This is a genomic window from Rubrivivax sp. A210 (assembly GCF_904426505.1).
Lineage (GTDB): Bacteria > Pseudomonadota > Gammaproteobacteria > Burkholderiales > Burkholderiaceae_C > Rubrivivax.
Map to the genome: position 1 here is coordinate 62,824 of NZ_CAJGBN010000005.1, position 15,001 is coordinate 77,824.

Annotated in this window: 12 protein-coding genes; 7 read left to right on the top strand and 5 right to left on the bottom strand. The window is 70.5% G+C overall.

The features are described 5' to 3' along the window. Positions 1-5 precede the first annotated feature (5 nt). The 6 genes from ureE to JMV16_RS05880 all read left to right on the top strand — a co-directional run bounded on the left by ureE (position 6) and on the right by JMV16_RS05880 (position 7,317). Positions 6-632, top strand: a complete 627-nt coding sequence (ureE, locus tag JMV16_RS05855) for an urease accessory protein UreE (protein ID WP_201493250.1) — start codon at positions 6-8, stop codon at positions 630-632. Continuing rightward, complete coding sequence (locus tag JMV16_RS05860) at positions 633-1,322, top strand: urease accessory protein UreF (protein ID WP_201493251.1); 690 nt, start codon at positions 633-635, stop codon at positions 1,320-1,322. A gap of 99 nt (positions 1,323-1,421) precedes the next feature. Beyond that, complete coding sequence (locus JMV16_RS05865; protein WP_201493252.1) at positions 1,422-1,907, top strand: hypothetical protein; 486 nt, start codon at positions 1,422-1,424, stop codon at positions 1,905-1,907. A 40-nt stretch (positions 1,908-1,947) separates the two neighbouring features. Then, the gene (gene ureG / locus JMV16_RS05870) at positions 1,948-2,610 is read left to right on the top strand and encodes an urease accessory protein UreG (RefSeq protein ID WP_201493253.1); all 663 of its coding nucleotides are present in this window, start codon (positions 1,948-1,950) and stop codon (positions 2,608-2,610) included. A 156-nt stretch (positions 2,611-2,766) separates the two neighbouring features. Beyond that, positions 2,767-6,126: a BTAD domain-containing putative transcriptional regulator gene (locus JMV16_RS05875; protein ID WP_201493254.1), complete on the top strand. Its 3,360-nt coding sequence runs from the start codon at positions 2,767-2,769 to the stop codon at positions 6,124-6,126. Between the two features lie 174 nt (positions 6,127-6,300). Further along, positions 6,301-7,317: a hypothetical protein gene (locus tag JMV16_RS05880; RefSeq protein WP_201493255.1), complete on the top strand. Its 1,017-nt coding sequence runs from the start codon at positions 6,301-6,303 to the stop codon at positions 7,315-7,317. 61 nt (positions 7,318-7,378) lie between these two features. On the opposite strand, the gene asd is transcribed toward JMV16_RS05880, so the two are convergent. The 5 genes from asd to JMV16_RS05905 form a co-directional block, all read right to left on the bottom strand. Further along, positions 7,379-8,227 carry an archaetidylserine decarboxylase gene (asd, locus tag JMV16_RS05885; protein ID WP_201493300.1) on the bottom strand — a complete coding sequence of 283 codons (849 nt, stop codon included), beginning with the start codon at positions 8,225-8,227 and terminating at the stop codon, positions 7,379-7,381. 87 nt (positions 8,228-8,314) lie between these two features. Then, complete coding sequence (locus JMV16_RS05890) at positions 8,315-9,319, bottom strand: S49 family peptidase (protein ID WP_201493256.1); 1,005 nt, start codon at positions 9,317-9,319, stop codon at positions 8,315-8,317. A gap of 3 nt (positions 9,320-9,322) precedes the next feature. Next, entirely contained in the window at positions 9,323-9,757 is a 435-nt protein-coding gene (locus tag JMV16_RS05895; protein ID WP_201493257.1) for a Rieske (2Fe-2S) protein, read from the bottom strand. Continuing rightward, positions 9,750-10,412: an HAD family hydrolase gene (locus JMV16_RS05900; protein ID WP_201493258.1), complete on the bottom strand. Its 663-nt coding sequence runs from the start codon at positions 10,410-10,412 to the stop codon at positions 9,750-9,752. Before JMV16_RS05900 ends, JMV16_RS05895 begins: the two co-directional genes overlap by 8 nt. 7 nt (positions 10,413-10,419) lie before the next feature. After that, positions 10,420-11,337 (bottom strand): RluA family pseudouridine synthase, encoded by a 918-nt coding sequence (locus JMV16_RS05905; RefSeq protein WP_236580385.1) that lies wholly within the window; start codon positions 11,335-11,337, stop codon positions 10,420-10,422. A 621-nt stretch (positions 11,338-11,958) separates the two neighbouring features. Here JMV16_RS05905 and JMV16_RS05910 point away from each other — a divergent pair. Beyond that, complete coding sequence (locus JMV16_RS05910; protein ID WP_201493260.1) at positions 11,959-14,952, top strand: ribonuclease E/G; 2,994 nt, start codon at positions 11,959-11,961, stop codon at positions 14,950-14,952. Positions 14,953-15,001: the final 49 nt, after the last annotated feature.

The following is a 15,001-nucleotide window of genomic DNA, read 5'->3' on the forward strand; positions in this document are numbered from 1 at the left end:
GCCCCATGCTCATCGTCAACAAGCTCATCCCGCGCGGCCAGGGCCTGGCCGCCCCGCTGCTCAAGCGCGCCGCCAGCGTCGAACTCGGCTGGGACCAGCGCCAGAAGAGCCGATTCGACGCCGTCGACTCGACGGGCCGCGTGCTCGGCGTCTTCCTGCCGCGCGGCAGCGTGCTGCGCGGCGGCGACGTGCTGGTGGCCGAGGACGGCTCGCTGGTCAGCGTCAAGGCCGCCGCCCAGCCGGTGCTGGTGGTGCGCCACTGCAGCCAGCACGGCGCGCCCATCGACCTGGCGCGCGCCGCCTACCACCTGGGCAACCGCCATGTCGCGGTGGAGGTGAGGGACGACCACCTCAAGCTCGAACCCGACCATGTGCTGACCGAGATGCTGCGCCGCATGCACCTGATCGTCAGCGAGGAGGCCGCGGCCTTCGAGCCCGAGGGCGGCGCCTACCAGGGTGGGCACGAGGGTGGGCATGATCACCACGGCCATGAGCATGGACATGACCACGACCACGCCCATGGGCCCGACCACTCCCACGACCACTCCCACGACCACGGTCATGACCATGGCCACGATCACGGCAGCGACAAGGGCCATGTCCACGGCCCCGGCTGCAAGCACGACCACTGAATGGCCACGCCCCCGGCCACGCTGCTGCAGTTGATGTGGCTGGCCTCGCCGGCGCTGCCGGTGGGAGGCTTCAGCTATTCCGAGGGCCTGGAAGCGGCGGTCGAGGCCGGCTTGCTGCCCGACGAGGCGGCCGCGGGAGACTGGCTGCTGGCGCAGTTGCAACTGGGCCTGGCGCGCAGCGAGCTGCCAGCCTTGGCCGCCCTCTGCCAGGCCTGGCAGGCCCACGACGCGGCGGCGGTGGGCGAACTCAACGACTGGCTGCTGCAGACGCGCGAAACAGCCGAACTGCGGGCGCAATCGCTGCAGATGGGGCGCTCCATGCTCGACTGGCTGCGCAACGGCGGCGACGCCGCCGACGCGCGCATCGCCACCCTGGCGGCGCTGGCACCGGCGCCGCTGTGGCCCACGGCCCAGGCCCTGGCCGCCACCCTGGCCGGCGCCACGCCGCGCCACGCGCTGCTGGCCTATGCCTGGGGCTGGGCCGAGAACCAGGCCCAGGCAGCGATGAAGGCCGTGCCGCTGGGGCAGGCCGCGGCCCAGCGCATGCTGGGCCGGCTGGCCGCGGCCATCCCGCCGGCCGTCGAACAGGCCCTGGCCCTGCCCGTGGCCGAACGCCAGGCCCACACGCCCATGCTGGCCATCCTCAGCGCCCAACATGAAAGCCAGTACTCGCGTCTCTTCCGCTCCTGAGCGGAGGGCGGCGGCGCCCGGTTCACGATACTTTGCACATCCGCCATGCGCGTGCGCCACGGCCGCGCGATGATCGGACCTTGATCCGGAGGTGTTTCCATGCTTCACCCGTCACACCGTGCCCTGCGCCCGCTGGCCCTGGCGGCCGTGCTGCTGGGCAGCGTCGCCGCGGCCCAGGCGGGCCGCGTCTCGGTCGGCATCGACCTCGGCCTGCCCATCATCGGTGCCTATGGCGCACCGGTGGGCAGCATCGGCGTCCACCTCGGCCACGGCGGCGGCTGGCGCCACCGCGGCTACTACGGCGGTGGCGTGGTGTTCGGCGGGCCGATCTACTGGCCGCCGGTGGTCTATGAGCCGCCTATCGTGGTGGTGCAGGCGCCACCAACGCCGCCGGCCGCGCCGGCGCCCAGCCGCGCCGACCCCGTGGTCTACCCGCGCAACGGCCAGGACGGCACGCAGACCGAGGCCGACCGCCAGGCCTGCGACCGCTGGGCCACCACGCAGCCGGCAGCGCTGGCCGATGCCGCGGTCTTCAAGCGCGCCGTCGAGGCCTGCATGGACGCACGCGGCTATACGCTGAAGTAGCCGACCCGGAGCCGCGCACGCTTCGTGCATCATGCCCGGCATGACGCACGCCAAGCTGCACCACATCCCCGGCCGCCAGCGCCCCCTGCCCCCCTTGCGCGTGGGCGTGGGCGGCCCGGTCGGATCGGGCAAGACCACCCTGGTCGAGCTGCTGTGCAAGACCATGCGCGAGCGCTGGGACCTGGTCGTCGTCACCAACGACATCTACACCAAGGAAGACCAGCGCCTGCTCACGGTGGCCGGCGCGCTGGACCCCGAGCGCATCGTCGGCGTCGAGACCGGCGGCTGCCCCCACACCGCGATCCGCGAAGACGCCTCGATCAACCTCGAGGCGGTCGACCGCCTGCTCGAGAAGTTTCCCGACGCCGACATCGTCTTCATCGAATCCGGCGGCGACAACCTGGCCGCCACCTTCAGCCCCGAGCTGAGCGACCTGACGATCTACGTCATCGACGTCGCCGCCGGCGAGAAGATCCCGCGCAAGGGCGGCCCCGGCATCACCAAGAGCGACCTCTTCGTCATCAACAAGACCGACCTCGCCCCCCATGTGGGCGCCAGCCTGGCGGTGATGGAGGCCGACACCCGCCGCATGCGCCCGGGCTGGCAAGACCGCCGGCCCTATGTGATGACGAACCTGCGCACGCGCGAGGGGCTGGACGCGGTGGTGAGCTTCATCGAGACGCGCGGGATGCTGGTCGACTGACTGACCGTCCAGCCGCCCACATCCGGAGCACCCGTGCCAAGGCACGGTCCGGGTGACACAGATTCCGCCTAGGATTTCGACTCAGCCACGCAGGGCTGCCAAAAGGCCGAACCAGGGCGCGTAGGCTGCCCAATTTCATCCAGTCACTCGAACACGATGGCGCTGGCCCTTCGACTGAGACTTCTCGCGGCTCCGGCGCTTTGCGTCGAGGAGGGGCTGCCACAGCTCCTCCCGGCCAATGACGCCCTGCTGCTGGCCCTGCTGACCATCGATGGTGCCATGCCGCGCGACGCCCTGGCCCGGTGGCTGTGGCCCGACAACCCCTCCGCCAGTGCCCGCGCCAACCTGCGGCAGCGGGTCAAGCGCCTCCAGGACAGCACCCAAGGTGAACTGCTGTCGCTGCATGGCACCCAGCTGGCCCTGGGCGCTCAGGTGGGCCACGATCTGGCGGACATGCCGGCCGCCTTGCAAGCCGATCCTCAGGCGGCCAGCGGGGCATTGCTGGGCACGTTCGAGTTCCCGAGCAACGCGGCGGCGAGCGAGTGGCTGGCTCGGGCCCGCAGCCGGGTGCAGGCGCAGCGGCAGCAGGTGCTAAGTTCTCGTGCCGAAGTGCTGGAACAATCCCGGCGCTTGCAGGATGCCTTGCCCTACGCGCAGCGCCTGGTGGACGAATCGCCGCTGCTTGAGCACGCTCACCGGCGCCTGATGGGTCTGCACTACCAACGCGGCGATCGGGGTGCTGCGCTGGCTGTGTACCGCCGCCTTGCTGACACCTTGCGCCAGCAAGTGGGCAGTGCTCCCGACGCCCAAACCCAGGCCCTGGCGCAGTTGATCGAGCGCGGCACGCCGCCGGCCACTGTGACCGGGGCCTCGCCGCCCACCAGCGACAAAGGCAGCGCGCCCAGAGCACCTTCGGCGCAGGCAGCGGCCACCGGGGCCGCATTGATGCGTCCGCCCCGCCTGCTGCAGCGCCAGTCCGAGTGGAACGAACTGAACCGCAACTGGCAGCGAGGCGGGGTGACCCTGGTGCTGGGACAAGCCGGCATTGGCAAGAGTCGGCTGCTGCACGACTTTGCCGACAGTGCGGGCATCTCGCTGCGCCTGCAGGCCCGACCGGGCGACGCCGCAGTGCCCTTCTCCCTGCTTGCACGCTGGGTGGGTGAACGGCAGCCGCAAGCCTTGGCCCTGCCATCATGGGCGCGCTCGGAACTGGCGCGCCTGACTCCGGCTCTGGGCCAGCCGGCGCCCGGCCCGCTGTCGATACTGCATCTGACCCAGGCGCTGGCGCTGCTGAACGCCGAACAGGAATCGGTGCTGCTGGACGACCTGCACTTCGCCGACATCGCCAGCCTGGAGCTGCTGCCCAGCACGCTGCAGCCCATGCGCTGCAGCCTGCTGGCCAGCCGCACGGCCGAGTTGCCACAGTCGCTTCAGGCCTGGCTCGATCAGGCCGGCCACGACGTCACCCGCCTGCAGCTTCAACCCTGGCACGAGGCCACCGTCCACGAACTGCTTCTGGATGTGGCCGTGCCCGTTTGCGAGACCCGGATCTGGGCACCCCTGCTGTGGCGGCACACGGGCGGTCACCCCTTGCTGGTGCTGGAAACGCTGCGCGCGGTGCTGCTTGCCCTGCCCGACGGTGAAACCCTGGGCGCACCACCCTCGTCGCTGCCCACACCGCCGCAGGTGCTGCAGCTGGTGCGGCAGCGCCTTGACACCTTGTCCGCGGGCGCACTGCAAGTGGCCCAGGTAGCCTGCCTGGCCGGCTCCGCCTTCAGCCCGGAACTCAGCGCGATGGCACTGGCGCGGCCACTGGCGGAGCTTGGGGCTCCCTGGCAGGAACTGCAAGACGTCGGCCTGATGAGTGCGCAGGGTGTGCTGCATGACCTGGTCCTTGAGGCCGTGCGCGCTACGCTGACCACGCCTGGCGCGATGGCCCTGCACGCAATCATTGCGCGGCATCTGCAAGCCAACGGCGCCCCGCCTGCCAGCGTTGCCGCACACTGGGCCGCGGCCGGTGAACGCGCGCTGGCAGCCTCGAGCCATGAAGCGGCCGCAGGCGTCGCCGCCAGGCTGTCCAGGCGCAACGAACAAATTGCCCACTGGGCTGAGGCCGCGCGTTGCTGGCAACAGGCAGGCAACGGGGACAGGGCGTTCAGGGCAAGTGCGGAAGAGGCTGACCAACTCATCGTTGGCGGCGACGTCGCCTGCGGACTGGAGCGGGCGCAAGACCTGGTCGGCATGGCGTCGACACCGCATCAAAGGGCGCAGGCGCACCGGCTGCGTGCTCTGGCCCTGCTCTATGGAGCCAATTTTGAACGTGGCCTGGAGGCATCGACCTTGGCGCACGCTGAAGCCAAGGTCACTGGGGACAGTCAGCTCATCGCCGACGTGGTTGTGCTGCGCTCCTGGGCCGCAGCGGCCCTCAATCAGACGGCATTGGCTGACGAATGTCTGGCAGAGGATCAGCGCTTGCCCTTCGAAGGGACGGACTGGCAAAGGGCCATTTCCAGGCGGTCCGTGACCTGCATGGCGTTGCAGCGTTTGGGCCGCGTTGAAGCAGCACTGGCTGAGAACGAACGGTGCATCGAGTGGGCAGACAGGCCCGAGGCGCGCTCGGCGCAGATGATCCTGCTGAGCAACAGCGCCGCCATGCTCAACCTGCTGGCCCGACAAGGGCAGGCTCACGAGCGGGCAACGCAGGCCCTGCGTCTGGCGCAAGCGCTGGGGGAGGACTCGAGCATGACCGGCGCCAACGCTCGCATGCATGTGGGCCTGCTGGCCTGCAGCCTGGGCAAGTACGACGAAGCGATCATCGAACTGGAACGGTGCCTGGCAGACATTGCAAAGCTGCAATTGCCGCGCCTCGTGGCGACGGCGCAAAACCATCTGGCTTGGCTGTGGACGGTGCTGGGGCAACCGGAGCGTGCACTGCGCATGCTGGAGTCCGACACGACCGAATTGACCTTGGTGCATCGACTGCGCCGCTGGACCATCCGGGCGGAGATGCACCGTCTGTGCGGCACGCGTCCACCGGGGCCACCTCCAGCCGACGCCGGCCAATGCCCCGACCTCAGCGTGAACGGTAGCGCGCACCTGATCCTGGCGCGCGAACTGCCGAGCGAGGCGCGCCTGGTGCGGCTCGAAGAACTCGAGCGTCACTTCGAGGACCATTCGATGCCTGGCCAGGCCTTGCTGGCCCGCGTGCTGCAACTGCGACCCCTGACGAGCCTGCAGCCGCAGGCGGCCTGCAGTCTGGCAATGCAGGTCCAGCAGCGCTTGCAACAGAGCATGCCGAACACCTGCCACTGGCCCGAGGCCATGTGGGAAGTGCATCTGGCACTCCGAGGCGGCGACAGCCCCGCTCTGGCGCAGCAGGCTCTGGCGCAAGCCTGGCGCTGGATCGAGCGCGCGCACAGCCACCAGGTGCCCCAGCCGTTCAAGACCAGCTTCCTGCAACGCAACTTGATCAACGCGGCGATCCAGCGCGCCTGGGCAACGGCCTCAGCGCCGTAGGCGGCCGGCCGCGATTGCAGCGGCGGCACTCGCCGACGCAGCTGGCCACCCCCCGTCCAGGGGGCCTGCACGACTTCGCCAATCACGCCTGGATCACGGCCGCTGCCTAGTCTGCTCCTTCGCCGTTGCGCAATCTCGCGCCACGCAGGCGAACCCCACATCGAGAGGGATGCAATGACCAACTACCGGACTCCGAGCCGATGGGTACTCGCGCTCGCCGTCATGACGAACTGGCTTCCGGCGGCGCAGGCGGGCCACATTGCCGGCGCCACCGCAAACGCCGCCGTGCGTGAACTGCAAGGCAGCAGCTATGTCGATATCCAACCGTGGGCGTTCAGCGTGCAGGACGGCAATACGCTGGTCAGCAATGGTCGATCAAACACCCAGGCAGAAGCCATCAACGGCCCGCACCGGGGTGTGAGCGGGCGAACGGCGGATTCATATGCAGCGGCCGACTTGGCCACCGGCACACTGAGAGCCTCCGCAAGCGCCTTCAACGCCGTCAACACGCCGCTTCGGCCCTTCGCAGCTGTGGCCTTTGGCGCAGCTTTGTTCGGCGACAGCTTCCACGTCCAAGGGGCCAACAACGCCCCCTTTGACTGGGCCAGCGGCGGCAACCTCAGCTTCGGCATGCACCTGGACGGCCGACTCTTCAACGACCCCGGCGTTTCGCCACCCTCGTTCAATCTCTTTCTGACGCTGTACCGACCCGGCACGGTAGGCACCAGCCGCTACGACGCCAGTCAGAAATTGGGGGCAGTCGGCTGGAACAGCAGCACGAATGCGGTCACTGGCGTCACGACCCTGCGCGCGGGCACTGACAACAGCACTTCACCGGTGCAGATTGCCCACTCCACCACCGGCAGCCTGAGTGGCGGCGGCTACGACCTTGAAGCCAGCTTCAACCCTGGCGGCGACTTCGACTGGACCCTGGAACTCTGGGCGACCGCCTTCATCAACCAGGGCCTGGGTGCCTCGGTATCCGATTTTTCGCACACCGTGACGACCTCGTACCGCGGGCCCGCCTCGTCGATCACCACATCGAGCTCGGGTGTGTTTGCAGGCACCGTGCCCGCCGTGATGTCAGCGGTGCCGGAGCCCGGTACGGCGGCCTTGTCCCTGCTGGGCCTGGCTGCGCTGACGCTTCGTCTGCGGGGGCGCGGGGCCGCGACCCGGAAATCCCTGCCTTGAAGGGTGACGCGCAGCGTGCGCCGGGCTGACCGGCGGTGGAGTGGGGCCAAGCGCGCTGCGCTCAGCCGCGCTGCGCCATCACCTGCCCCAGGCGCACCGCGCCGCCCGGCGCCCAGGCCGGGTTGAAGTGCAGCGGCCCGGGCGGGAACAGCAGCACCACGGTCGAGCCCAGCAGGAAGCGGCCCATCTCGTCGCCCTGGGCCAGCAGCGGCGCGGCATCGCCGTCGTAGTGCCATTCGCGCACCCGGCCCGGCCGCGGCGGGTTGACGACGCCGTGCCAGACCGTGGCCATGCTGCCGACGATGGTGGCACCCACCAGCACCAGCACCCAGGGCCCTTGCGCGCCGTCGAAGACGCAGACCACGCGCTCGTTGCGCGCAAACAGCCCCGGCACGCCACGCGCGGTGGCCGGGTTGACCGAGAACAGCGCCCCCGGCACATGGATCATGCGGCGCAGTCGTCCGCCGGCCGGCATGTGGATGCGGTGGTAGTCGCGCGGGCTCAGGTAGATGGTCGCGAAATGGCCGCCGTTGAAATGGCGTGCCAACTCCGCGTCGCCGCCCACCAGGGCCGTGGCCGTGTACTCGTGGCCCTTGGCCTGGACGAGGCGCCCCTCGCGCAGCGGCCCGAACTGGCTGATCGCGCCGTCCACCGGGCAGATCCAGTCGGCCTTGGCCAGCGGCCTTGCGCCGGGCTTGAGCGCGCGGGTGAAGAAGTCGTTGAAGCTGGCGTAGTGCGCGATGTCGGGGTCGGCCGCCTCGGCCATGTCCACACCGTAACGGCCTACGAACCAGCGGATCACGGCGTGGGTGACGGCCCCGCCCTGGTGGCGCGCCAGCGCGCCGGCCAGTTGGGTAAGCGCCTGCTTGGGCAGCAGGTACTGCGCGGCCACGGCCACGCGTTCGCCCAGCGGCGCGCTCACCTCAGCACCGCCCGGCCGCTCCGAAGGTGCTGAGAGCCCCCACGGGGGGCAGCGAACGAAGAGAGCGTGGGGGCTTCATTTCAGCGGCGACAGTTCGCGCAAGGCCTTGACGGCCCCGGCACCGACGCTGGCGCCGAAGCGCTTGGCCAGGCGTTCGGCAACGTTCTCGTGCGGCGTGTAGTCAACCACCTCCTCGGCCTTGACGACCTCGCGCGCAACATAGTCGAGGTTGCCAGTGTGGTCGGCCAGGCCCAGGCGCACCGCCTCTTCACCGTTCCAGAACAGGCCCGAGAAGGTATCGGGCGTTTCCTTCAGGCGGTCACCGCGGCCTTCCTTGACGACCGCGATGAACTGCTGGTGAATCTGGTCCAGCATGGCCTGGGCCAGCTGCTGGTGGCGCGGGTTGACGGGGCCGAAGGGGTCGAGCATGGCCTTGTTGCTGCCGGCGGTGAGCAGGCGGCGCTCGACGCCCAGCTTTTCCATCAGGCCGGCAAAGCCGAAGCCGTCCATCAGCACGCCGATGCTGCCGACGATGCTGGCCTTGTCGACATAGATCTCGTCGGCACCGGCGGCGATGTAATAGGCGCCCGAGGCGCAAACTTCCTCGACCACGGCATAGACCTTCTTGCCGTGCTTGGCCTTCAAGCGCTTGAGCTCGTCGTAGACGATGCCGGCCTGCACCGGGCTGCCGCCGGGCGAGTTGATGCGCAGCACCACGGCCTGCGAGCCGGCGTCCTCGAAGGCGGCCTTGAGCGCGCCCACCAGGGCCTCGGCGCTGGCGTCGGATTCGGCGCTGATCTCGCCGCGCAGTTCCACCAGGGCCGTGTGCGGCGTCGCCGAGGTGGTGGCAGCGCCACGGTGGGGCAGCGTCGCCAGCACCACGACCAGCGCCAGGCCCAGCCAGGCAAGGCGGAAGAAGATGCGCCAGCGGCGCTCGCTGCGCTGCTGCCTGAGCAACTCGTTGGCGACGCGCTCGAGCGCCGACTCCAGGCCGCCGGCCTTGGGCGCTGGCAACGCGGCCGGCGCGGCGGGCGTGGGTGAGGCAGCGCCCGCGGGGGGCGCCAGATCTTCGGTGCTCATGCTTCAGTTTTCCTGGGCCGGGGCGTCGAAAGCCACCGGCCTGATGTCGCGGGAAGGATACCAATAGACCCGGCCGCCCTCTTCCTTCACGTCAATGGCGGTAAGGCGGCCACGGCCGCAGGGGCCGCCGACGCAGCGCCCGTCCTCGGGCTCGTACATGGCGCCGTGGATGGAGCAGAGGATCCAGCGCCTGTCCATGTCGAGAAACTCGCCCTCCTGCCAGTCCATCTCGGTGGGCACATGGACGCAGCGGTTGAGGTAGGCGCGCACCACGCCGTCGAAGCGCAGCGCGAAGGCGCGCGCCGGACGCCCGTACTGCAGCACGTCCCAGACCCAGGCGCGGCCGCGCTCGGCCAGGTCGTCGGAGGCGCAGACCGTCTCGCGCCCGCCGGAAGCAAAGGCGTCGCCCTCGTCGTGCCTGCCGGCCTCGTCAGCCATGGGCGATCAGCCAGTCGTGCAGCTCGCGCGTGCTGTGCGCCACGAAGAGCGGCTCGTGCTCGGCGAAGGCCTCGCGCTCGTGGGCGCCATAGCTCACCGCCACGCGCGCCGCGCCGGCATTGCGCGCCAGCAGCAGGTCGTGCGTGGTGTCGCCGATCATCAGCGTGCGCGCCGGGCCCACGCCCAGCTCGGCCATCAGCTCCTGCAGCATCAGCGGGTGGGGCTTGCTGGCGGTCTCGTCGGCGGTGCGCGTGGCGTCGAACACGCCCTGCAGCTGGGCATGGGCCAGGGCCTCGTCCAGGCCGCGGCGGCTCTTGCCGGTGGCCACGGCCAGCAGGTGCTGGCGGCGCTTGAGGTCGGCCAGCATCGCGAGCGCGCACGGGAACAGCACCAGCTCATGCTGGCTGGCGAAGTAGTGGTGGGCATAGCGCCTGCCCAGTTCGGGATAGCGCTCGGACGGCAGGCCGGGCACGGCGTGCTTGAGCGCGTCGTGCAGGCCCAGGCCGATGACGTAGGCCGCGGCCGTATCGCTGGGCACCGGCACCTCGATGTCACGGCAGGCGGCCTGGATGCTGCGCACGATGAGCGTGGTGCTGTCGAAGAGGGTGCCGTCCCAGTCGAAGGCGATGAGGTCGAAGCGTCGGGTGGCGGTCATGGCGGGGTCATGAAGGGTCGCGCAGTGTCGCAAACTCCGGCGGCAGCGGCGCTTTCAGGGTGACGCGCTCGCCGCCGGCCGGGTGGTCGAAGCCCAGCTCGGCCGCGTGCAGGAACATGCGCGCCACGCCCTGCTGGCGCGCCCAGGCCTTGTTGCGGGCGAAATCGCCGTACTTGGGGTCGCCGACGATGGGGTGGCCGGCGTGCGCCAGGTGGACGCGGATCTGGTGCGTGCGGCCGGTCTTGAGCGTCACGCGCAGCAGCGTCGTCTCGGCCAGGCGCTGCGCCACCTGCACCAGGGTGATGGCGCGCTTGCCGTCCTCGTGCGCCGGCGAGACCACGCGCACATGGCGCTCGCCGGCGGCGTCCAGTGTCTTGTGCAGCGCCTGGTCGATGAGCTTGAGCTTGTCGGGCCAGGCGCCGAAGACGAGAGCGGCGTAGATCTTGTGCGTCTCGCGGCTGCGGAACTGGTCTTGCAGCGCCGTGAGCGCGCTGCGCTTCTTGGCCAGCAGCAGCACGCCGCTGGTTTCCTTGTCGAGCCGGTGCACGAGTTCCAGGTAGCGCGCCTGCGGCCGCGACTGCCGCAGCTGCTCGATCACGCCATGGCTGACGCCGCTGCCGCCATGCACCGCCACGCCGGCCGGCTTGGCGATGGCCAGCAGGTGATCGTCCTCCAGCAGCACCGGAAACTCGCGCGGCGGCGCCGCCGGCGCGCTGGCGCGCTGGGCGATGCGCATTGGCGGCACGCGCACGCGGTCGCCGGCGGCGATGCGGGTGTCGGCGCCGGCGCGGCCCTTGTTGACGCGCACCTCGCCCGAGCGGATGACGCGGTAGACGTGGGTCTTGGGCACGCCCTTGAGCAGGCGCAGCAGGTAGTTGTCCAGGCGCTGGCCGGCGGACTCTTCGTCGACGGTGAGCTGGCGCACCGCGGCCGCCGCTTCGTCGTCGAGCGGGCCCGGGGGTTGCTTATTGCCCGCTATACTCACCGGCTCTGCGTTGCAAGTGCTTGATCTACCGGAGTTTACCCGGGCACCACCGACGCAGCAGAAGCAGTGGCACACGCAGCTCGTGTACCGCTGCAGTTGATGCAACGCCTGCCGGCAGCGCCATGGCCGTGGTCCCCAAGTGACCCGGCGGGGTGTGGTGGCAGGCGGAAGAGAGTCGCAAGAGAGCCCCGCTTCGCGCAGGCGAAGCACCGAAAATTCAAAGAATCCAGGCGGGGCCAGTCCGCGCCTGGGTTCCGCGTCCGGCACGCCGTTGCAGTCCATGTCGATCCCCTTCACCCACCCAGACCCCGACCGCCGCAGGCTCCCCGCCTGCGCCCGGGTGCAGGCCGCGCCGCGCGATCCGCGGCGCAGCGGGCGGGCGCCGGCAGACGCTGCAACCCCGGCCGGCACGCACGCGCCAACGCTGCGCCGCTAAGGGCCCCCGATCCGTCGGGGGGCCACGCAGTCCAGGGCATTTCGCGCCAACGGTTCTGTCGCGTTTCTCGTGCATCGGTCTAAGGCTCGGGGCCGCCGCCATGGCAGCCCCGCACTGGAGTGCAGATGAAACGCATGCTGATCAATGCCACGCAGCCGGAAGAACGGCGCCTGGCGATCGTGGACGGGCAAAAGCTGCTCGACTTCGAAACCGAAATCGAGGGGCGCGAACAGCGCAAGGGCAATATCTACAAGGCCGTGATCACGCGGGTCGAGCCTTCGCTCGAAGCCTGTTTCGTGGATTACGGCGAAGATAGACACGGTTTCCTGCCGTTCAAGGAAATCTCGCGCAATTACTTCCGCGAGGGCACCGAGGTCAAGAACGCGCGCATCCAGGATGCGGTGCGCGAGGGCGACAACCTGCTGGTGCAGGTCGAAAAGGAAGAGCGCGGCAACAAGGGCGCGGCGCTGACCACCTTCGTCAGCCTGGCCGGGCGCTACCTGGTGCTGATGCCCAACAACCCGCGCGGCGGTGGCGTGAGCCGGCGCATCGAGGGCGAGGACCGTGAGGAACTGAAGGAAAACCTCGAGCAGCTCGACTACCCCAAGGGCATGAGCCTGATCGCGCGCACCGCCGGCATCGGCCGCAGCGCCGCCGAGCTGCAGTGGGACCTGAACTACATGCTCAAGCTCTGGGACGCCATCGACGGCGCCTCCAAGGCGGGCAAGGGCGCCTTCCTGATCTACCAGGAATCGAGCCTGGTCATCCGCGCCATCCGCGACTACTTCACCGCGGACATCGGCGAGATCCTGATCGACACCGACGACATCTTCGATCAGGCCCAGCAGTTCATGAACCACGTGATGCCGGAGACGGCCAATCGCGTGAAGCGCTACCGCGACGACGCGCCGCTGTTCAGCCGCTTCCAGATCGAGCACCAGATCGAGACGGCCTTCAGCCGCACCGTCAACCTGCCCAGCGGCGGCGCCATCGTGATCGACCACACCGAGGCCCTGGTCTCGGTGGACGTGAACAGCGCCCGCGCCACGCGCGGCAGCGACATCGAGGAAACCGCCACCCGCACCAACCTGGAAGCCGCGGATGAAATCGCGCGCCAGATGCGGCTGCGCGACCTCGGCGGCCTCATCGTGGTCGACTTCATCGACATGGAGGAGAGCAAGAACCGCCGCGAGGTCGAGCAGCGCCTGCGCGACGGCCTGCGCTTCGACCGCGCCCGCGTGCAGTTCAGCAGCATCAGCAAGTTCGGCCTGCTGGAACTGAGCCGCCAACGCCTGCGCCCGGCGCTCAGCGAGGGCAACCACATCACCTGCCCGCGCTGCAACGGCACCGGCCACATCCGCGACACCGAAAGCAGCGCGCTGCAGATCCTGCGCATGGTGCAGGAAGAGTCGATGAAGGAAAACACCGCCGCCGTGCATGTGCAGGTGCCGGTGGAGGTGACGAGCTTCCTGCTCAACGAGAAACGCACCGAGATCACCAAGATCGAACTGAAGCAGCGCGTGACCGTGCTGCTGGTGCCCAACAAGCACCTCGAGACGCCCAACTACAAGCTCGAACGCCTGCGCCACGATGACCCGCGGCTGGAAGGCCTGCAGGCCAGCTACACGATGATCGAGGAGCCCGAGGACGAGGTCGGCATCACGCGCCGCCGCAGCTCGGACGACCGCGCCAAGCCCAAGCAGACCCCGGTGATCAAGGGCGTGCTGCCCGACCAGCCGGCGCCGCCGGCCCCGCCGCCCGCGCCCAAGCCGGTGGCCGCCGCGCCCGCCCCGGCACCCGTGGCGCCGCCGCCGCCGGCTGCGGCACCCGCTGCGCCCGCACCGGCCGCCGGCTCGGGCTTCTTCGGCTGGGTCAAGCGCCTGCTGGGCGGCAGCCCGGCACCGGCGCCCGCGACCCTGGTCGTGGCCCCTGCCCCCGTCAACGAGACGACGATCACCGTCCCCACGACCGACAAGCGAGAAGGCCGCCGCCCTGAGCGCGGCGGCGAGCGTGGCGGCGACCGCGGCCCGCGTGGCGAGCGCGGGGATCGTGGCGACCGCGGCGCACGCGGTGGCCGTGGCGAAGGACGCGGCGAAGGCCGTGACGGCCGCGGTGAAAGCCGAGGCGAAGGCCGTGGCGACAACCGCGGCCGGGGCCCGCGCCCCGAGGCCCAGCCCGGCGACGCCGCGGCCCCCCGTGAGGACCGTCCGCCGCGCGAGGACCGCCCGCCGCGTGACGACAGCCGCCGCGGCCCGCGGCCCGAGCGTGCGCCGCGTCCCGACGAGAGCGCCGACGCGCAGGCCGTGCCGCAACAGGCCTTTGCCGACAGCGCCCCGGGCGCCGAAGGCGCTGCCGGTGGCGAGGGCGAGGCCCGCGACGGCCGCCGCCGCCGCCGGCGTGGTGGCCGTGACCGTGGTGAAGGCCGCGGTGACGAGGGTCAGGCGCTGCAAGGCGTGTCGGAAGCCGAAATCGCGGCCGTCAATGCCCAGGACGCGCCGGCTGCCGAAGGCGGCAGCGAGGCCGCCCCCGCCGCCGAGGGTGGCGAGCGCGAACGTGGCCGACGTGGCCGTGGCCGCGGGCGTGACCGCGAGCGCGACGGCGGGCGCGAGGGTGGCCGCGAAGGCCAGCCGGACGCACGCGAAGGCGCCGAGCCGAGTGCAAGCGCCGAAGGTGGCGAAAGCGTGCCGATCCAGCCCCTGCAGGAGCTGCAGCCGCTGCAACCCCTGCAGAGCGCGGCCGAGCCAGCGCCTGCCGAAGCCCCTGCGCCGACGGCCGCGGCCGAGGCGGTGATCCAGGCCCCCGCGCCGGTGGCGGTCGCGGCCCCCGCGCCGGCCCCGCGCCCGGAGCCCGCGCCGGCCCGCATCGAGCCCTACCAGCTGCCGACCGCCGAACTCGGCGCGCTGGCGGCTTCGGCCGGGCTGGAGTGGGTGCAGTCCGACGCCGGCAAGATCAGCGCGGTGCAGGCCGCGATGGCGGCCGAGCCGCCGCAGATCCGCGTGCCGCGCGAACCGCGCCGCCATGTGCTGGCCGACGAGGGCCCGCTGGTCCTGGTCGAGACGCGCAAGGACTTGTCGCAGATGAAACTGCCCTTCGAGGCGGCCTCGACCTCGCCGCACTGACCGCGCCTGGCGCGCCATGCGAAAGGCCCCGCTCGCGGGGCCTTTTTCA